Origin of the sequence: Variovorax sp. RO1 (assembly GCF_002849325.1) — a bacterium.
GTDB lineage: Bacteria > Pseudomonadota > Gammaproteobacteria > Burkholderiales > Burkholderiaceae_C > Variovorax.
The window spans coordinates 449,746-468,077 of the sequence record NZ_PKMT01000004.1; the positions used below are offsets into that span (position 1 = coordinate 449,746).

Annotated in this window: 21 protein-coding genes; 8 read left to right on the forward strand and 13 right to left on the reverse strand. The window is 68.2% G+C overall.

From position 1 onward, the window contains the following. Positions 1-13: 13 nt before the first annotated feature. The 4 genes from eno to CY658_RS22540 are packed head-to-tail and all read right to left on the reverse strand — an operon-like array spanning position 14 to position 4,173. Positions 14-1,297, reverse strand: a complete 1,284-nt coding sequence (gene eno / locus CY658_RS22525; protein WP_062474653.1) for a phosphopyruvate hydratase — start codon at positions 1,295-1,297, stop codon at positions 14-16. 52 nt (positions 1,298-1,349) lie between these two features. After that, positions 1,350-1,640, reverse strand: a complete 291-nt coding sequence (locus CY658_RS22530) for a DUF1330 domain-containing protein (protein ID WP_056583246.1) — start codon at positions 1,638-1,640, stop codon at positions 1,350-1,352. Beyond that, positions 1,637-2,494 carry a 3-deoxy-8-phosphooctulonate synthase gene (gene kdsA, locus CY658_RS22535; protein ID WP_101492292.1) on the reverse strand — a complete coding sequence of 286 codons (858 nt, stop codon included), beginning with the start codon at positions 2,492-2,494 and terminating at the stop codon, positions 1,637-1,639. Before kdsA ends, CY658_RS22530 begins: the two co-directional genes overlap by 4 nt. Beyond that, positions 2,491-4,173, reverse strand: coding sequence for a CTP synthase (locus tag CY658_RS22540; RefSeq protein WP_101492293.1), 1,683 nt, complete (start codon positions 4,171-4,173; stop codon positions 2,491-2,493). The genes kdsA and CY658_RS22540 overlap by 4 nt, the downstream gene beginning before the upstream one ends. Positions 4,174-4,297: 124 nt before the next feature. On the opposite strand from CY658_RS22540, the gene coaBC reads away from it, so the two are divergent. From coaBC to CY658_RS22560, 4 genes are all read left to right on the forward strand, one after another. Continuing rightward, positions 4,298-5,521, forward strand: coding sequence for a bifunctional phosphopantothenoylcysteine decarboxylase/phosphopantothenate--cysteine ligase CoaBC (coaBC, locus tag CY658_RS22545; protein ID WP_101492294.1), 1,224 nt, complete (start codon positions 4,298-4,300; stop codon positions 5,519-5,521). After that, a complete protein-coding gene (locus CY658_RS22550; RefSeq protein ID WP_101492415.1) occupies positions 5,521-5,958 on the forward strand; it encodes a hypothetical protein in 438 nt (145 codons plus the stop codon). The genes coaBC and CY658_RS22550 overlap by 1 nt, the downstream gene beginning before the upstream one ends. Before the next feature lie 16 nt (positions 5,959-5,974). Further along, entirely contained in the window at positions 5,975-6,421 is a 447-nt protein-coding gene (gene dut, locus CY658_RS22555; RefSeq protein ID WP_101492295.1) for a dUTP diphosphatase, read from the forward strand. A gap of 191 nt (positions 6,422-6,612) precedes the next feature. After that, entirely contained in the window at positions 6,613-7,113 is a 501-nt protein-coding gene (locus CY658_RS22560) for a glycine zipper 2TM domain-containing protein (RefSeq protein ID WP_101492296.1), read from the forward strand. Positions 7,114-7,183: 70 nt separating this feature from the next. Here the strand turns inward: CY658_RS22560 and CY658_RS22565 are convergent, their stop codons facing one another. Further along, positions 7,184-7,708, reverse strand: coding sequence for an FKBP-type peptidyl-prolyl cis-trans isomerase (locus CY658_RS22565; RefSeq protein WP_101492297.1), 525 nt, complete (start codon positions 7,706-7,708; stop codon positions 7,184-7,186). A gap of 14 nt (positions 7,709-7,722) precedes the next feature. On the opposite strand from CY658_RS22565, the gene CY658_RS22570 reads away from it, so the two are divergent. The 3 genes from CY658_RS22570 to CY658_RS22580 all read left to right on the forward strand — a co-directional run bounded on the left by CY658_RS22570 (position 7,723) and on the right by CY658_RS22580 (position 9,704). Then, positions 7,723-8,865: a JmjC domain-containing protein gene (locus CY658_RS22570; protein WP_101492298.1), complete on the forward strand. Its 1,143-nt coding sequence runs from the start codon at positions 7,723-7,725 to the stop codon at positions 8,863-8,865. Further along, on the forward strand, positions 8,855-9,361 hold the full coding sequence (locus CY658_RS22575) for a hypothetical protein (protein WP_101492299.1): 507 nt from the start codon (positions 8,855-8,857) through the stop codon (positions 9,359-9,361). Before CY658_RS22570 ends, CY658_RS22575 begins: the two co-directional genes overlap by 11 nt. Positions 9,362-9,455: 94 nt before the next feature. Beyond that, on the forward strand, positions 9,456-9,704 hold the full coding sequence (locus CY658_RS22580; RefSeq protein ID WP_101492300.1) for a hypothetical protein: 249 nt from the start codon (positions 9,456-9,458) through the stop codon (positions 9,702-9,704). 79 nt (positions 9,705-9,783) lie between these two features. On the opposite strand, the gene CY658_RS22585 is transcribed toward CY658_RS22580, so the two are convergent. The 8 genes from CY658_RS22585 to CY658_RS22615 all read right to left on the reverse strand — a co-directional run bounded on the left by CY658_RS22585 (position 9,784) and on the right by CY658_RS22615 (position 17,301). Further along, positions 9,784-10,563 (reverse strand): MBL fold metallo-hydrolase, encoded by a 780-nt coding sequence (locus CY658_RS22585; RefSeq protein ID WP_101492301.1) that lies wholly within the window; start codon positions 10,561-10,563, stop codon positions 9,784-9,786. Between the two features lie 5 nt (positions 10,564-10,568). Further along, positions 10,569-11,651 (reverse strand): outer membrane protein assembly factor BamC, encoded by a 1,083-nt coding sequence (gene bamC / locus CY658_RS22590; protein ID WP_101492302.1) that lies wholly within the window; start codon positions 11,649-11,651, stop codon positions 10,569-10,571. 150 nt (positions 11,652-11,801) lie between these two features. Further along, positions 11,802-12,698, reverse strand: a complete 897-nt coding sequence (gene dapA / locus CY658_RS22595; RefSeq protein WP_374221129.1) for a 4-hydroxy-tetrahydrodipicolinate synthase — start codon at positions 12,696-12,698, stop codon at positions 11,802-11,804. 71 nt (positions 12,699-12,769) lie between these two features. Continuing rightward, on the reverse strand, positions 12,770-13,321 hold the full coding sequence (locus tag CY658_RS22600; RefSeq protein WP_374221125.1) for a class I SAM-dependent methyltransferase: 552 nt from the start codon (positions 13,319-13,321) through the stop codon (positions 12,770-12,772). 64 nt (positions 13,322-13,385) lie between these two features. Continuing rightward, a complete protein-coding gene (locus tag CY658_RS32830) occupies positions 13,386-13,529 on the reverse strand; it encodes a hypothetical protein (RefSeq protein ID WP_180839019.1) in 144 nt (47 codons plus the stop codon). 24 nt (positions 13,530-13,553) lie between these two features. Then, the gene (locus tag CY658_RS22605; RefSeq protein ID WP_101492305.1) at positions 13,554-14,780 is read right to left on the reverse strand and encodes an MFS transporter; all 1,227 of its coding nucleotides are present in this window, start codon (positions 14,778-14,780) and stop codon (positions 13,554-13,556) included. Positions 14,781-14,915: 135 nt separating this feature from the next. After that, on the reverse strand, positions 14,916-16,112 hold the full coding sequence (locus CY658_RS22610) for an MFS transporter (protein ID WP_257884963.1): 1,197 nt from the start codon (positions 16,110-16,112) through the stop codon (positions 14,916-14,918). Beyond that, the gene (locus CY658_RS22615) at positions 16,105-17,301 is read right to left on the reverse strand and encodes a serine hydrolase domain-containing protein (protein WP_101492307.1); all 1,197 of its coding nucleotides are present in this window, start codon (positions 17,299-17,301) and stop codon (positions 16,105-16,107) included. The genes CY658_RS22610 and CY658_RS22615 overlap by 8 nt, the downstream gene beginning before the upstream one ends. A 90-nt stretch (positions 17,302-17,391) precedes the next feature. Between CY658_RS22615 and CY658_RS22620 the strand changes: the two genes are divergently transcribed. Beyond that, positions 17,392-18,303 (forward strand): LysR family transcriptional regulator, encoded by a 912-nt coding sequence (locus CY658_RS22620; protein ID WP_101492308.1) that lies wholly within the window; start codon positions 17,392-17,394, stop codon positions 18,301-18,303. The last annotated feature ends 29 nt before the right edge of the window (positions 18,304-18,332 follow it).

The following is an 18,332-nucleotide window of genomic DNA, read 5'->3' on the forward strand; positions in this document are numbered from 1 at the left end:
AGGCTGCGAGGCGCTACTTGAGGTTGTAGAACGCGCCGCGGCCCGGGTAGACGGCGATGTCGCCGAGGTCTTCTTCGATGCGCAGCAGCTGGTTGTACTTGGCGATGCGGTCCGAACGCGACAGCGAGCCGGTCTTGATCTGGCCGGCGTTGGTGCCCACGGCGATGTCGGCGATGGTGCTGTCTTCGGTTTCGCCCGAGCGGTGCGAAATGACGGCCGTGTAGCCGGCGCGCTTGGCCATCTCGATGGCGGCGAAGGTTTCGGTCAGCGTGCCGATCTGGTTGATCTTGATCAGGATCGAGTTGGCGATGCCCTTGTCGATGCCTTCTTGCAGGATCTTGGTATTGGTGACGAACAGGTCGTCGCCCACCAGCTGCACGCGCTTGCCCAGGCGTTCGGTCAGGTGCTTCCAGCCGTCCCAGTCACCTTCGTGCATGCCGTCTTCGATGCTGATGATCGGGTACTTGTCGACCCAGGTGGCGAGCATGTCGGTCCAGCTCTCGGCCGTGAGCGAGAGGTTCTCGCCCGACAGCACGTACTTGCCGTCCTTGTAGAACTCGCTGGCCGCGCAGTCCAGGCCCAGGGCGATCTGTTCGCCGGCGGTGTAGCCGGCCTTGTCGATGGCTTCCAGGATGAGCTGGATGGCTGCTTCGTGGCTCTCGACGCTGGGGGCAAAGCCGCCTTCGTCGCCCACGGCCGTGCTGATGCCGCGGTCGCCCAGGATCTTCTTCAGGGCGTGGAACACTTCGGCGCCGTAACGCACGGCCTCGCGGAAGCTCTTGGCGCCCACGGGGATGATCATGAACTCTTGCAGGTCCAGGCTGTTGTTGGCGTGCGCGCCGCCGTTGATGACGTTCATCATCGGCACCGGCAGCTGCATGCCGCCCATGCCGCCGAAGTAGCGGTACAGCGGCAGGCCCGATTCTTCAGCCGCGGCGCGGGCCACGGCCATCGACACGGCGAGCGTGGCGTTGGCACCCAGGCGGGCCTTGTTGTCGGTGCCGTCCAGGTCGATCATCGTGCGATCGAGGAAGGCCTGTTCGCTGGCGTCCAGGCCCAGCACGGCTTCCGAGATCTCGGTGTTGATGTTCTCGACGGCCTTCAGCACGCCCTTGCCGAGGTAGCGGCTCTTGTCGCCGTCGCGCAGCTCGATGGCCTCGCGCGAACCGGTCGAAGCGCCCGAGGGCACGGCCGCACGGCCCATGGTGCCCGATTCGAGCAGCACGTCGCACTCGACGGTGGGGTTGCCTCGGCTGTCGAGAATTTCGCGGCCGACGATGTCAACGATTGCACTCATCTCTATTTCTTTCTCTGGGTCTCTTGGTGGAGTGGACTGGCAAAAAACGGAATCAAAGGCCTTCGACCGCGATCATGTTCATGATGGCGGCGCCGGCACGCGCTTCGCGTGCCTTCAGGTATTCGGGCGTTTCGTAGAAGGCCTTGGCCTGCTCGAAGCTGGGGAATTTGAGCACGACGACGCGGGTGGGTTTCCAGTCGCCCTCGAGCGGCTGCACCTGGCCGCCGCGCACGCAGACTTCGGCGCCGTGCGCCTGCATCGCGACGCTCGACCACTTCTTGTATTCCTCGTACTGCGTCGGGTTGGTAACTTCGACGTGGGCAATGACGTAACCGCTGCTCATGCTTGAAAACTGTCCTCTAGGAATGCGTTTTTCTTGGTGACCCGGTCGAGCGCCAGCAGCGTTTCGAGCAGGGCCTTCATGTGCTTGAGCGGCACGGCGTTGGGGCCGTCGCTCAGGGCTTTGTTCGGGTCGGGGTGGGTCTCCATGAAGAGACCGGCCACGCCCACGGCCACGGCCGCACGCGAGAGCACCGGCACCATTTCGCGCTGGCCGCCCGAGCTGGTGCCCTGGCCGCCGGGCAGCTGCACCGAGTGCGTGGCGTCGAACACCACCGGCGCCTTCGTCTCGCGCATGATCGCGAGCGAACGCATGTCCGAGACGAGGTTGTTGTAGCCGAAGCTGGCGCCGCGTTCGCAGGCCATGAAGCTGTCTTCGTCGAGGCCAGCTTCCTTGGCGGCAGCGCGGGCCTTGTCGATCACGTTCTTCATGTCGTGCGGTGCGAGGAACTGGCCCTTCTTGATGTTCACCGGCTTGCCCGACTGCGCCGCGGCGTGGATGAAATCGGTCTGGCGGCACAGGAACGCAGGCGTCTGCAGCACGTCGACCACCTTGGCGGCCTCGGTGATGTCGTCATGCGTGTGCACGTCGGTCAGCACGGGCAGGCCGAGTTCGCGCTTCACCTTGGCCAGGATTTCGAGGCCCTTGTCGCGGCCCGGGCCGCGAAAGCTCGTGCCCGACGAGCGGTTGGCCTTGTCGAAGCTGCTCTTGAAGATGAACGGAATGCCCAGCGACGCCGTGATTTCCTTCAGCGTGCCGGCCGTGTCCATCTGCAGCTGCTCGGATTCGACCACGCAGGGGCCGGCGATCAGGAAGAAAGGCTGGTCCAGCCCGATGTCGAACCCGCAGAGTTTCATGCGACGGCCTTGAGCGTCTTGCTGGTGCTGCCCGCGCCCTTGTCCTTGTGGTCGAGCGCCGCCTTGATGAAGGCGTTGAACAACGGATGGCCGCCCCACGGGGTCGACTTGAACTCGGGGTGGAACTGCACGCCCATGAACCACGGGTGCACGTCTTGCGGCAGCTCGACGATTTCGGTCAGGTGCTCGCGCTGCGTGAGCGCGGAGATCACGAGGCCCGCATTGCGCAGTTCGTCGAGGTAGTTGACGTTGGCTTCGTAGCGGTGGCGGTGGCGCTCGGTGACCACGTCGCCGTAGATGCTGTGCGCCAGCGTGCCGGGCGAGACGTCGGAGCTTTGCGCGCCCAGGCGCATCGTGCCGCCGAGGTCGGACTTCTCGTCGCGCGTCTTCACGGTGCCGTCGGCGTCCTTCCACTCGGTGATCAATGCGATCACGGGGGTGGGCGTTTCCGGGTCGAACTCGGTGCTGTTGGCGTTCTTGAGGCCGGCCACGTGGCGGGCGTACTCGATGGTGGCCACCTGCATGCCCAGGCAGATGCCCAGGTACGGCACCTTCGATTCGCGGGCGAAGCGGGCGGCCGAGATCTTGCCTTCGACACCGCGCTGGCCGAAGCCGCCCGGCACGAGGATGGCGTCGTATTTCGCCAGGCGCGACACGTCTTGCGTCGAGATGGTTTCGGAGTCGATGTAGTCGATCTTCACGCGCGCATGGTTCTTCATGCCGGCGTGGCGCAGCGCCTCGTTGAGCGACTTGTAGCTGTCCGACAGGTCGACGTACTTGCCGACCATGGCAATCGACACTTCCTGTTGCGGATGTTCGACTTCGTACACCAGGTCGTCCCAGCGCGTGAGCTTGGCCGGCGGCGTGTTGATGCGCAGCTTGTCGCAGATCAAGCCGTCCAGGCCCTGTTCGTGCAGCATGCGGGGCACCTTGTAGATGGTGTCCACGTCCCACATCGAGATCACGCCCCATTCGGGCACGTTCGAGAACAGCGAGATCTTGGCGCGCTCGTCGTCGGGAATCGGGCGGTCGGCGCGGCACAGCAGCACGTCGGCCTGGATGCCGATGGCGCGCAGTTCCTTGGCGGTGTGCTGCGTGGGCTTGGTCTTGAGCTCGCCGGCGGCGGCGATCCAGGGCACGTACGAGAGGTGCACGAAGGCCGAGTTGTTCGGGCCGTTGCGCAGGCTCATCTGGCGCACGGCTTCCAGGAAGGGCAGCGATTCGATGTCGCCGACCGTGCCGCCGATCTCGACGATGGCCACGTCGACTTCGTGCGAGGTGCCGATGCCGGCGCCGCGCTTGATGTATTCCTGGATCTCGTTGGTGATGTGCGGAATCACCTGCACGGTCTTGCCGAGGTAGTCGCCGCGGCGTTCCTTCTCGAGCACGGTCTTGTAGATCTGACCGGTCGTGAAGTTGTTGGCCTTGCGCATCCGCGTGTTGATGAAGCGCTCGTAGTGGCCGAGGTCGAGGTCGGTCTCGGCGCCGTCATCGGTGACGAACACCTCGCCATGCTGGAACGGTGACATCGTGCCGGGGTCGACATTGATGTACGGATCGAGCTTGATGAGGGTGACTTGGAGGCCGCGCGATTCGAGGATCGCGGCGAGCGAGGCGGAGGCGATTCCCTTGCCAAGGGAAGATACGACACCACCGGTGACGAAGACAAATTTGGTCATGCCAGTTCCGGACGCGTGAATCCGGGCAGTGGGAAATTGCGATTATAGGTGTCCCCTTTGTGCCTCCACGGCCCAAGGCCATCCCATTCCTGATCTTGTCGGTATGTGAGCAACAATATGTCCCATGCAAGATCTCGCCGGCAAACACATCGTCCTCGGACTCACAGGGGGCATCGCCTGCTACAAATCGGCCGAGCTGTGCCGCCTGCTCGTGAAGGCGGGCGCCACGGTGCAGGTCGTGATGACCGAGGCAGCCGAGCAGTTCATGACGCCGGTCACGATGCAGGCGCTCTCGGGGCGCACCGTCTACACCTCGCAGTGGGACGCCCGCGAGCCCAACAACATGCCGCACATCAACCTGAGCCGCGAGGCCGACGTGATCGTGCTGGCGCCCTGCAGCGCCGACTTCATTGCGCGACTGGTACAGGGGCGTTCCGATGAACTGCTGAGCCTGCTGTGCCTGGCGCGTCCAACCGACCGCGTGCCGCTGTTGATCGCCCCGGCCATGAACCGCGAGATGTGGGCCCATCCGGCCACGCAGCGCAACCTGATGCAGGTGGCCGCCGACGGCGCGACGGTGCTGGGCGTGGGCAGCGGCTGGCAGGCCTGCGGCGAAACCGGTGACGGGCGCATGCTCGAACCGGCGCAGCTGCTTGAGGACATCACGGCCTTCTTCCAGTCCAAGCTGCTGGCGGGCCAGAAGGTGCTGGTCACCGCCGGCCCGACCTTCGAGGCGCTGGACCCGATCCGTGGCATCACCAACCACTCGTCCGGCAAGATGGGTTTCGCCATCGCCCGCGCGGCGCGCGAAGCCGGTGCCGAGGTCACGCTGGTGGCCGGCCCGGTGCACCTGCCGACACCGCGCGGCGTGAGCCGCATCGACGTGTTGTCGGCGCAGGAGATGCTCGAAGCCACCACCCGCGCTGCACAGGCAGCTAGTATTTTTGTAGCAACGGCCGCCGTGGCCGACTGGCGGCCGGCGACGCACAGCGACCAGAAGATCAAGAAGGACGGCAGCGGCCAGACGCCGGTGCTGCACTTCGTCGAGAACCCCGACATCCTGCTCACCGTGGCCAAGAGCGAGCGCGCGCAGACCAGGAAGCTGTTCTGCGTGGGCTTTGCCGCCGAGAGCGAGAACCTCGCCGAGCACGCCAAGGCCAAGCGCGAGCGCAAGGGCATTCCGCTGCTGGTGGGCAACATCGGCCCGCTGACCTTCGGGCAGGACGACAACGCGCTGCTGCTGGTGGATGCCAAGGGCGTGCGCGAGCTGCCCCGCGCGCCCAAGCTCCGGCTGGCGCGTGAGCTGATGACGGAAATTGCCGCGCGACTTCCTGATTGGAGGGCCTGATGAACACCGAATCGAACACACCACCCAATGGCGACTTCGCTCGCTACGTGGAGCAGCTTTCGGCGCGCGCGGGCCAGTCGGCCCGCGTTCCCGGCAAGGAGTCCGAGCACGGGCTGGACGTCGGCATGACGCCTTCGCCCGGCGCGCAGGGGACCGTTGCCACGCGGCGTGAATCGCCAAGTGGCGAGGCCGCGAAAGCCGACAACAAGGCCCTCGCCCCGGCGTCGCTCAAGGTGCTGGCCGGTGCGGCCGCGTTCGTGTTCCTGGTGCTGTGGGCTCTCGGCGTGTCGCTCCCCGTGCTGGTCCTGGGAACCGCCGCGGCCGCGTGGTTCGGCAAGCGCTTTCTCAAGGGCCTCAACCTGAGGCCCGGCGTCGCCAAGTGGCAGCAGGTGCTCGAAGAGGCCGCCCGCAAGCAAAAAGAACAGCAACAGAAGTAAATAAGGCAGCAAGTCAGTGAAAGTCGACGTCCGAATCCTCGATCCGCGCATGGTGGATCAATTGCCCGCGTATGCCACCCCCGGAAGTGCCGGCCTCGACCTGCGGGCCTGCCTCGATGCGCCGGTCACGCTCGAACCCAATGCCTGGCAACTGGTGGGCACCGGCATCGCGATCCACCTGGCCGATCCGGCCTATGCGGCGCTGATCCTTCCGCGCTCGGGCCTGGGCCACAAGCACGGCATCGTGCTGGGCAACCTCGTCGGCCTGATCGACAGCGACTACCAGGGCGAGCTGAAGGTCAGCGCCTGGAACCGCAGCAACACGCCTTTCGTGCTGCAGCCGATGGAACGGCTCGCCCAACTGGTCATCGTGCCGGTGGTGCAGGCGCAGTTTCAGGTCGTCACCGAATTTGCAGCCTCGCAACGCGGCGAGGGCGGCTACGGCTCGACCGGCAAGCACTGAGCGTTTGGTGGCCCGGCAAAGCTGAAGAGCACCTGAGTATCCAAGGCGTAAAGAGCGGAACTGCCGGCGCGCGGCTCGCCTCGAAGGTTTCAGCGTGTGTCTTTGGTCATCGCGGCTTCGGCTGAGGCGTTAGACACAGCAGGCACGCCGTCCGTCCGGGCGCGTGCTGTTTTCTTCGAGGAGCCTCTTTCATGAACATCTCAATGCGCTTCATTTCCGTCACTGCGTCCGTGCTCGCACTGGCCACGCTCACGGCCTGTGTCGCGCCGGCCCCGGTCTACCAGACCTCGCGCTACCCCTACCAGGCCCCGCCGCGGGCGATCCAGTACCAGGAAGCCGCCTACGTCGAGTACGGCCACGTGGCCAACATCGAGGTGCTGCGCAGCGAAACCGCTGGTACCGGCACCACGGGTGGCGGTGCCGTGGCGGGTGGCCTCATCGGCGGCGTGGTGGGCAACCAGTTCGGACACGGCAACGGCCGCGCCGCAGCCACCGCGCTCGGCCTCGTGGGCGGCGCCCTGCTGGGCAACACCATCGAGGCCCAGCAGAACGGCCCGCGCGCCTACGAAAGCTACCGCGTCTCGGTGCAGACCGACCGGGGCGGCTACCGTGCCTTCGACGTGCAAAACCCGGGCGACCTGCGCATCGGCGACCGCGTGCGCATCGACAACGGCCACATCTCGCGCATGTAAGCGGTCGGCCGCGCGCACCAAGAAAAAAGCCGGGCAATGCCCGGCTTTTGCTTTGTTGGATGGTGTGGTCTCAGTGCAGCATCTGGTTGCCCGGCGCCATCGGCGGCACCTTGAAGAAGGCGGTGCCGGCCGTGCCGCGGCCGACTTCTTCTTCGGTCGCTTCGCGCACCGAACGCACCGTGATGTCCAGGCGAATCGCAATGCCCGCCAGCGGATGGTTGCCGTCGAGCACGAGGTGGTCGGGGTAGATCTCGGCCACGGTGTAGATCGCATCCTTGGGGATGCCGTCGCTCACGCCCTTGGGCAGGGCGGAGCCGTCGAAGGTCATGCCTTCCTCGGTGCCTTCGGGGAACAGCGAACGCGGCTCCAGGAAGAGCAGCTGGTCGTTGAAGTCGCCGAAGCCCTGCTCGGGTTCGATCTGCAGTTGGACGCGCGCGCCGGGCTCATGGCCCTGCAGGGCGGCCTCGATCACGTCGAAGAGGTCGTCACCACCCACCATGAATTCCACCGGCTCGTCGAGCACGTCCAGCACATCGCCCAGCGTGTCTTTCATGGTCCAGGTCAGGCCGACCACGCATTGTTCAGAGATTTCCATTGCAGAATTCTCCCATGGAGATCAATCAACCGCTGCCGTTGCTCGGCGGCCTGAGTCCCGCGCAGTTCATGCGCCGGTACTGGCAAAAGAAACCCCTGCTGATCCGGCAGGCCATTCCTTCGATGGTGCCGCCGATCGACCGCCCCGCGCTCTTTGCGCTGGCGGAGCGCGAGGAGGTCGAGTCCCGCCTGATCCGGCATGGAAAAGCCGGCTGGTCGCTGAAGCACGGCCCGCTGCCCCGGCGCGCGCTGCCGCCGCTGAAGCAGCCGGGCTGGACGATGCTGGTGCAAGGCGTCGACCTGCACCACGACGGCGTGCACGAGCTGCTGCGGCAGTTCCGCTTTCTGCCCGATGCGCGCCTGGACGACCTGATGATCAGCTACGCGAGCGACACCGGCGGGGTCGGCCCGCATTTCGACAGCTACGACGTGTTCCTGCTGCAGGCGCAGGGCCAGCGCCGCTGGTCCATCGGCAAGCAGTCCGACCTGCGGCTGCAGCCCGGTGTGCCGCTCAAGGTGCTCGAGAACTTCGAGCCCGAGCAGACCTTCGTGCTCGAGCCCGGCGACATGCTGTACCTGCCGCCGAAGTACGCCCACGACGGCGTGGCGGTGGGCGACGACTGCATGACGTACTCCATCGGGCTGCGCTCGTCCGCCGTGGGCGAACTGGGCGCAGACCTGCTGGCGCGCGTCGCGCAGGCCTATTCGGAAGACCTGGAAGACGCCGGTCCCGCCGAACTCGCGCGTTATCGCGACCCGTCGCAGCCTGCGGTCGAGGCCCCGGCCGCGATGCCGGCAGCGCTGCAGGATTTCGCGCGCAAGGCCGTCGAAGCCGCGCTGCGCGACCCCGACGCGATCGACCGCGCGCTGGGCGAATCGCTCACCGAGCCGAAGGCGAACGTCTGGTTCGGCGAGGGCGTCCAAGCGCCCGAGGTGCTGCGCGAGGTCACGCTCGACCGCCGCACGCGCATGCTCTACGACGCGCGGCACATCTACATCAACGGCGAGAGCTTCCGCGCCGGCGGGGCCGACGCCACGCTGATGCGGCGGCTGGCCGACCAGCGCGCGCTTGGCGCGCGCGACCTGGCCCGTGCCAGCGAGGGCGCGCGGGCGCTGCTGGGCGATTGGTGCGAGGCGGGCTGGCTGCATGCCGGGTGAGGGCGCCGTACCGGTCCTGATCGAAGGCCGCTTCGACGGCCGGGAGGCCTTCGCCGACCTCGTCCGTAACGCCTTGTCTGCCGCCACGGACCAGGGCTGGAGCGAGATCGTCTTCAGCGACCCCGACTTCACCGACTGGCCCCTGGGCGAGCGCGCCAGCATCGAGGCGCTGCAGGCCTGGTCGGCCAGCGGGCGCCGCCTGTTGCTGCTGGCACGGCGCTTCGACCTGGTCGAACGCGGCCATGCGCGCTTCGTGACGTGGCGCCGCACCTGGGACCACATCGTCGAATGCCGGGCGGCAGGCCGCACGGGCTCGGCCGAGGAGGTGCCCAGTGCCCTCTGGACACCCACCTGGTGCCTGCACCGCATCGACCCCGAACGCAGCCGCGGCGTCTGCAGCAGCGAGGCGCGTGCACGGCGTGACCTGCGCGAAAGCTTCGACGAGTGCTGGCGCCAGGGGCGGCCGGTCTTTGCGGCCTCCACGCTCGGCTTGTAAGCCAATGCCGCAAATACACCCCCGCGACATATCCGGGCGGGGTTGGCGGTCTAGAATTTTTTGGTTCCAGATCTTCATTGCCAAAGGAGTCCTCATGAAGAAGCCGTCGTCCGTCCTGATTGCCTCGCTGATCGCCGCTGCCGCCCTGGTGGCCTGCGGAAAGAAGGAGGACGCCGCGCCTGCGGTCGTGACCCCGCCGCCCGCTCCCGTGACCGAACCCGCACCCGCCGCACCGCCGGCCGCCGCGCCTGCATCGGCACCGTCGGCCGCCGCTTCGTCGGCGCTGGACGCTGCCAACGCCGCGACCGAAGCCGCCAAGAAGGGCGAGGCACCGAAGCAGTAATTCCGCTGTCAGGTCCACAGCATGCAAAAAGCCGCCCTCGGGCGGCTTTTTCATGGGGGGAGGGTGATGCCGCGGCTTCTCAGACGTCGAGCCAGGGCGAGCCCTCGGCAGCGGTCGCCGTGAGCATCTCGGCCTCGTCGCCACCCAGTGCGTCGGCCATGAGGCGGCGCACGATCTCGGGTCGGTTGTTCTGCTCGCTCAGGTGCGCCGCAACCACGTGGCGCAGCCCGTCGTGCAGCACGGCGCGAGCGATCTCGGCTGCCGCGGTGTTCGACAGGTGGCCGTAGTTGCCGCCCACGCGCTGCTTCAGAAACGACGGGTAGGCCGAACCGGCGAGCAGGTCGCTGTCGTGGTTGAACTCGAGCAGCAGCGCGTGCGCGCCGCGCAGCCGGGCCAGCACATGGCTGGTGGCGTGGCCCAGATCGGTCAGCACGCCCAGCGTGCGGTTGCCGTCGGTGCAGCGCAGCTGCAGCGGCTCGCGGGCGTCGTGGGGCACGGTGAAGGGCTGCAGGCAGAGGTCGCCGACCGTGAACTCGGCGTCGTCGCGCGCCAGGTGCAGGCGGCCTTCGTAGTCGCGGCCGCCGGTGGCGAGCCAGGTGCCTTCGCTCATCCAGACCGGGATGCGGTCGCGCAGCGACAGCGCATGGGCGCAACCGATGTGGTCGCCATGCTCGTGCGTGATGAAGACGGCGTCGAGGTCCGCTGCGGCAAGGCCCGCCTGGGCCAGCCGCCGGTCGAGCTGGCGAATGCCGAAGCCGCAGTCGACGAGGAGGCGGGTGGTGCGGCCGGCGCTGGTCGTCGATTCGACCAGCGCGGCGTTGCCCGTGCTGCCGCTGCCGAGGCTTCGGAAGCGGAGCATGCGGGTTACTTCAGGTCGTCGGCGATGACCTTGACGATGCGCTGCGCGTTGGCCGAGGTTTCGGGTGCGCCGGCGTCGTTCAGGACCGAGACCGTGGTGGCTTCGCCCTGGCTCTTGACCGAGATGCGGAACTTGATCGGCGCTTCGTCCTTCTTGGAGCCGCTGAACAGCTTGCCGAAGAAGCCGTCGTCCTTCTTGTCGGGGTTCGGCGTCACGTAGCGCACGAAGTAGACGCCGGCGCTGCGGTCGCGGTCTTCGACGGTGAAGCCGGTGCGGTCCAGGGCCAGGCCGACACGGCGCCATGCGCGGTCGAAGCCTTCGTTGATCTGTACGACCGGCTGGTTGCCGATGCTGGCCACGGTGGCGGTCTTGGGCGTTGCGGTGGTCGCGGCGAGGATCTTCGACTGCTCTTGCGTCACGCCGAGCTTGACCATCAGGCGGCGCAGGAATTCCGTCTCGAGCTCAGGATCGCTCGGGCGGGCCTGCCACACGGTCTGGTCCTGGCGGGAGTTGTTGTAGACCTCCTGCATGCCGCGGTGGCTGACGAAGATCTCGGTGCTGCCGTTGGGGTTACGCTCCAGGCGGGTGCGGAAGCGATCGAGTTCGCCGGTCGAGTAGACCGAGTCGACCAGCTTGCCCAGCGTGCCGCGGATGATGTCCTGCGGCAGCTTGGCGCGGTTCTCGGCCCAGTCGGTTTCCATGATGCCCAGGTTGCGCTGGTCGGTGGTCAGCAGAAAGCCGCTTTCCTGCCAGAAGTCTTTGACGGGCTCCCAGAGCTGGTCGGGCGTGCGGTTGATGACGATCCAGCGCTGCGTGCCCGAGCGCTCCATGCGCACGTCGCCGATGTTGGCCACGGCGGTGGGGATGCCCGGTGCGTTCGCGACGCCCGCCTGGTAGGCGTTGGCAGTGACGGAACCGCCTGGCACCGCGTAGCGGTTGTCACGCGAGAGCTGCGAGAGATCGGGTGGGACTTCGAGCGTCGGGGCCTTGCCTGCGCTCTTGTAGTCGATCTTGTCGCTCTCGAGGACGGAGCAGGCGGCGAGGCTGGCAACGAGGGCCAGCAGTGCAAGTCGCGAAATATTCTTCAACGTCGTCTTCCTTGGTGGAATGGTTCGGTCAATCGATGGGCCCCAGCGCCCCGCCCTCTCTGAGCACTGTTCCGGCAAAAGGTTGCTTGACCTTGTTGCGAACAGGGGGAAAAGGCAGGCGGGAACCGGTGTGATCGGTGGGAAGCTCGGTCAGTCCTTGAGCAGGCCGGTGGCGCGCAGGGCGCCCTCGACCGCCGGGCGGCTCGCTTCGCCGAGTTCCGTGAGCGGCAGTCGCAGGGCGCCGCCGCACAGACCCAGGCGGGCCATGGCCCACTTGAGCGGGATCGGGTTGGGTTCGACGAACAGGTTGCGGTGCAGCGGCATCAGTTCGAACTGGATCTGCATGGCGCGCTTCACGTCGCCAGCCAGCGCGGCCACGCACAGCTCGTGCATCTTGCGCGGCGCCACGTTGGCCGTGACGCTGATGTTGCCCTGGCCGCCGCACAGCATGAGCGCCACCGCGGTCGGGTCGTCGCCGGAGTACACGGCAAAGCTCTTCGGCAGATCGCGGATGAGCCACTGGGCACGCTCGATGTTGCCGGTGGCTTCCTTGATGCCGATGATGCCGGGCACCTGCGCCAGGCGCAGCACGGTGTCGTGCGCCATATCGGCGACGGTGCGGCCGGGCACGTTGTACAGCACGACGGGCAAGTCGCCGACAGCTTCGGCGATGGCCTTGAAGTGCTGGTACTGGCCCTCTTGCGTGGGCTTGTTGTAGTAGGGAACGACCTGGAGTTGCGAGTCGGCGCCGACGCCTTTGGCGAACTTGGCGAGCTCGATGGCTTCCTTGGTCGAGTTCGCGCCGCAGCCGGCCATCACGGGCACGCGGCCCCGGGCTTGCTCGACGGATACGCGGATGATTTCGCAGTGCTCTTCCACATCGACCGTCGGCGATTCGCCGGTGGTGCCGACCACGCCAAGGCAGTCGGTGCCTTCGTCAATGTGCCAGTCGATGAGCCGCCGCAGGGCGGGGTAGTCGACACTGCCGTCGTCGTGCATCGGCGTGACGAGCGCGACGATGCTGCCTGTCAGTTGCTCCAAGGGAATCTCTTTGTCGGTGGACGAAAGCGGCCATTCTACTGACTCCGGCCGGGCCGGAGACAGTTGTGTCGGCGCGCTCAGCTGCCCTTCAGGAAGTGGCGCAGCGGGGCGCCCGCGGCCGCTTCGCCGGGCCGCACGGCGGCAATGCGCTGGACGAAGCGCGCCGGCTCCGGCAGGAAGCCGTCTTCATAGGCGATCACCTGCAGGCTGGCGCAGGCCCCGAGCAGCTCGCCCGGCTGCAGCAGGAAATCGGGGCGCGAGGGCTTGCCGACGGTTTCATTGCCGGCCGCGAAGGTCTCGTACAGCAGCACGCCGCCCGGCGCCACGGCGGCCACGATGTCGGCCATGCGCGGGCGCCAGAGGTAGTTGGTGACGACCACCGCGCCGAAGCGCTGGGCCGTGAAGGGCCAGGGGCCCGATTCGATGTCGGCCGCCACCACGCGCCCGAACGCGCCGGCTGCCTCGACGGCCTCGGGTGACCGGTCGACGCCGGTCGCTGCATGCCCGCGCCCGGCGAACCACTGCATGTGCCGCCCGGACCCGCAGGCCACATCGAGCACCGTGGCGTTCGGGGCGAGCAGGTGCGACCAGCGCACGATCCATTCGGACGGTGCCGTGTTCGCGTGCATGGGAATTGCTACATCTTTCATAGCTGCTTCCGCCCGATGGACGGGCGTTTCAAGGCTAAATCGTTCAGAAACAGGACCACACCTGGTCGACCAGCGTGACCAGGAACGCCGGATGCACGTACAGCGCGAACACGCCGCCCAGCGCCGCCAGCACGGCGGTGAGCCAGGCGGCTTGGGCCAGGTAGTGGTTGCGCGTACGGGGCGTCATCGCGGTTCTCCTTAACAGGGGCGGTCAGCCCGCCACGGCGGCCGGCCGGACCCCGCGCGCAATGGCGCTTTCCTTGACCGGCAGGTTGATCAGCGCCGCGAACACGCCCAGCGCGATCGAGATGTACCAGACGATGTTGTAGCTGCCCGTCGTGTCGTACAGGAAGCCGCCGAGCCACACGCCCAGGAACGACCCCACCTGGTGGCTCAGGAACACGAAGCCGCTGAGCATCGACAGGTGGGCCACGCCGAAGATGCCCGCCACGATGGCGTTGGTGGCCGGCACGGTCGACAGCCACAGGAAGCCCATCGCCGCCGAGAAGACGTACACGCTGAGCGGCGAGATCGGCACCAGCAGGAAGAGGGCGATCGACACCGCCCGCGCCAGGTAGATGGCCGCCAGAATCTTCGGCTTGGACAGCTTCTGCCCCAGCAGGCCGACCGTGTAGGTGCCGAAGACGTTGAACAGGCCAATCAACGCCAGCGCGTAGCCCGCCACGTCGGCCGACAGGCTCTGGTCGCGCAGGTAGGTCGGCATGTGGATGCCGATGAAGGCCAGCTGGAAGCCGCACACGAAGTAGCCCGCCATCAGCAGCCCGAAGCTCGGGTAGCGGAAAGCCTCGCCCACGGCCTGCAGCACTGACTGGTCGCGGTGGCCGGCCAGCGCCGCGGTCTTGGGTTCGCGCAGGCCGAAGGCCAGCGGGACGATCACGAGCACCACCACCGCCAGCACCGCCAGCGCGGTCTGCCAGCCGAAGGCGCCGATCAGGCGGCCTTCGATGGGCGCCATGAGGAACTGGCCGAACGAGCCGGCCGCTGCCGCCACGCCCATGGCCCACGAGCGGCGCTCGGCCGGGATCTGCCGGCCGATCACGCCGTAGATCACGGCGTAGGTCGAGCCCGCCTGCGCGGCGCCGATCAGCACGCCCGCGCTCAGGGTGAACAGCAGTGGCGTGGGCGAATGCGCCATGCCGAACAGGCCCAGCGCGTAGAAGATCGCGCCGCCGATCAGCACGCGGAACGCGCCGAAGCGGTCGGCCAGCATGCCGGCGAACACGCCGAAGATGCCCCACGACAGGTTCTGCACCGCGAGCGCGAACGAGAAGGTCTGCCGGCTCCAGTCCTGCGCCTGCGTGATGGGCTGCAGCCAGAGGCCGAAGCCGTGGCGGATGCCCATCGAGAGCGTGACGATCATGGCGCCGCAGAACAGCACCTGCTTGATCGAAAGGGTGGGAGCGGGGGAGGCTTGCATCCTTTGAATGTAGCGAATGCATGCTGTGGCAGGTGTCGTGGCGGCCAAAGCCATTGATGATTTGTGGGCGCGGTTTCGATGCGCGGACGGCATCAAAGAAAGAAGGCAGGCGCGCGGCCTGCCTTCAGCGTGTTGTCAGCGCGCCGGCGCCGTTGCCGCGCCGCGCACGCCCGGAAAGCCGTGCTCGCAGGCCCGCCATGCCAGCACCAGCCCCGGCACCAGCAACGCAAGTAGCGCCCAGGGCAGGCTGCCCGCGCCGCCGCCCTGCAGCAGCAGGCCGCCCACCAGCCCGCCGCCCGCGATGGCGAGGTTCCAGGTGGTCACCACCATCGACTGCGCCACGTCCGCCGCATCGCCGGCCGCCTGGGCCGAGGCGGTCTGGAACAGCGTTGCCGCGCCGCCGAAGGCCAGGCCCCAGACTGCGACCGCGAGGTACACGCCCGCCGCCGATCCGCCTGCTGCGGCGAGCATCAGCGCCGCCAGCGCGAAGGCCGCCGTGCCGGCCAGCACCAGCACGCGCAGCCAGCGGTCGATCAGCACGCCCGTGAGCCAGATGCCGCCCAGCGAGGCCGCGCCGAAGACCAGCAGCACCCGTCCGACCTGTGCGCCGAGCCCGGCGTGCGCCAGGAAGGGCGCGATGTAGGTGTAGAGGATGTTGTGCGCCAGCACGAAGGCGAACATCACGGCCAGCACCGGCCGCACGCCCGGCAGCAGGAACACGCGGCGCACGCTTTGCTGGCGTCCGGCGGCCTGGCCCGGGAAGTCGGGCACCTGCCAGCGCACCCAGCCGAGCAGCAGCACCGACAGCGCCGACATGATCAAAAAGGCCGGCCGCCAGCCGACGCTCGCGCCCAGCAGCGTGCCCGCCGGAATGCCCAGCGACAGCGCCAGCGGCGCGCCCAGCATCGCCACGGCAATGGCGCGGCCCTGCTGCGACGGCGTCACCATGCGCGCGGCATGCCCGGCCAGCAGCGCCCACAGCAGGCCCGCGAAGACGCCGGCGAAGAAGCGCGCGACCAGCGTCAGCGTGTAGTCGTGCGACAGCGCCGTCACCGTGTTGACCACCGCGAAGCCGCCGATGGCGCCCATCAGCAGCGGCCGGCGCCGCCAGCCGCGCGTGAAGGCCACCAGCGGAATGGCCGCCACCAGCGAGCCCAGCGCGTACACGGTGACGAGCTGGCCGACCAGCGCGGGCGCAACGCCCAGGTCGGCGCCGATCTGCGGCAGCAGGCCGGCCGGCATCGCCTCGGTGAGGATGGTGATGAAGCCGCCGGCTGCCAGTGCCAGCAGGCCGGACAGGGGCAGCCGGGAAGAAGAGGTCGTGTCACGCATAGACGGCATCCCGCAGGTCGGTGACGAAGCGGCCCGACATGCCTTCGTAGAGCGTGTTCGTGAAGGCCACCACGCTGAGCCCGCGCGCCCGGTCGACGAACCAGGCGTGGCCGTAGGCGCCGCCCCAGCGCCAGGTGCCGGGCGATTCGGGCGTCTGCGTGGGCTGCGGGTCGTGCAGCACCGAGAAGCCCAGGCCGAAGCCCCAGCCCGGCGCATCCGCCGGGCCCCGGTCGCCCGTGTGGTTGCGGCCCATCGCGTCGACGGTGGCGGCGCGCAGCAGCGGGGCGCCACCGGTGCGCAGCGTCTCGAGCAGGCGCAAGAAGTCGCCCGCGCTGCCGACCATGCCGGCGCCGCCCGAGGGCCAGGCGCTGGCGTCGAAGGCGCGTGCCGGGTCGAAGCGGATGCCGACGGCGCCCTCGAACGGCGTGGCGACGACGGGGCCGTCCATGCGCTGCGGCGGCGTGGCGCCGGGTCCGTTCACGTAGGGCGTGGCGAGCCGCGGGTCGCCGGGTGCGGCGGCGAAGCCCGTGTTGTGCATCTGCAGCGGCACGGTCACCAGCGTGCGCACCGCCTCGGGTAGCGGCAGGCCGCTGGCGGCCTCGACCACCGCGCCGACCGCGTCGATGGCCAGCGAATAGAGCCAGCCTGTGCCGGGTGGATACAGCAGCGGCACGCCCGCCAGGCGCTGCAGATTGCCAGCCAGCGTGAGTCCGTCGTCGCGGTCCATGCCGTCGGACACGCCGGCGCGCGCGTACGGGCCGTCGTCCGAACTTTCGAAGAAGCGGTAGCCCAGCCCGGCTGTGTGGGTCAGCAACTGCCGCAATGTGATGACGGCTTCGTCGGTGCTATCAGGCAAGCGAGGGCGGAAGTCCGGCAGCCAGCGCGTCACCGGGTCGTCCAGGCCCAGGCGGCCCTGGTCCACGAGCACCATCGCGGCGGTCGAGACGATGGGCTTGGACACCGAGGCCAGCCGGAACAGCGCGTCCTCGCGCATCGGCAGGCCGGCTTCGCGGTCGGCCAGCCCGGCGGCGCGCCGGTGGACGAGGCGCCCGCCGTGGCGCACCAGCACCACCGCGCCAACTAATCGCTCCTCGGCGAGCGCGCGGTCGATGGCGGCGTCGATGCGCGACGGGTCCGGGCCCGGCCAGGCCGGGGCAAAAGTGGGGGAAATTTCGGGGAGAAAGGTCATGCGGCCCACGATAGGAAGAAGCCGACTTCGGATAAAGACGGCTACAGTTCCACTCAATGCGGACACCAAAGTCCGCAATGGAGATTCCCCATGGACAGCCTCAGCGGCTTTGCCGTCTTCGTTCAGGTCGCTGAAACCCGCAGCTTCGTGGCGGCCGGGCGCGCGCTCGGCGTGTCGGCCTCGGCCGTGGGCAAGCGCGTGGCGCGGCTCGAGGAACGGCTGGCCGTGCGCCTGTTTCACCGCAGCACGCGCAGCATCACGCTCACCGCCGAGGGCGCGCTGTTCCTGGCGCGCAGCCGCCGCGTGCTGGCCGAGATCGAGGCCGCCGAGCAGGAGCTGTCGCACGCCGCAGAGGCGCCGCGCGGGCGGCTGCGCGTGAGCCTGCCGCTGGTCAGCTCGCTGGTGCTGCCGGTGCTGGCCGACTTCATGGCCGCCTACCCGGCCATCGAGCTCGACCTCGACTTCAGCGACCGCCTCGTCGACGTCATCGAGGAAGGCTTCGACGCCGTGGTGCGCACCGGCGAGCCGGCGGATTCACGGCTGTCGTCGCGCCAGCTCGGCGAGTTCTCGCAACTGCTCGTGGCTTCGCCCGGGTACCTGGCGCGCCACGGCACGCCCGCCTCGCCGGACGATCTGGCCCGGCACGCCTGCCTGCACTACCGCTACCCGGCGACCGGCCAGGTGGAGGTCTGGCCGCTGGCGCCCGGGCCCGACGGCAGCGAGGTGCGCCCGCCGGTCTCGATGATCTGCAACAACATCGAGACCCGCCTGTGCTTCGCCCTGCGCGGGCGCGGCATCGCCTGCCTGCCCGACTTCAGCGTGCGTGCCGCGCTGGCAGAGGGCACGCTGCAACCCGTGCTGGCCGACCACCTGCGGCGGCCCCGTACCATCGCGTTCCGCGTGCTCTGGCCGTCGGGGCGCCATCCGTCGCCCAAGCTGCGGGCGTTCATCGACTTCCTGGGCGCGCGGATGTTCGGCCCGCCCGTAGAAATCAGCGCCTGATGTGCGAAAAGACCGAAGCCGGTGCCTGT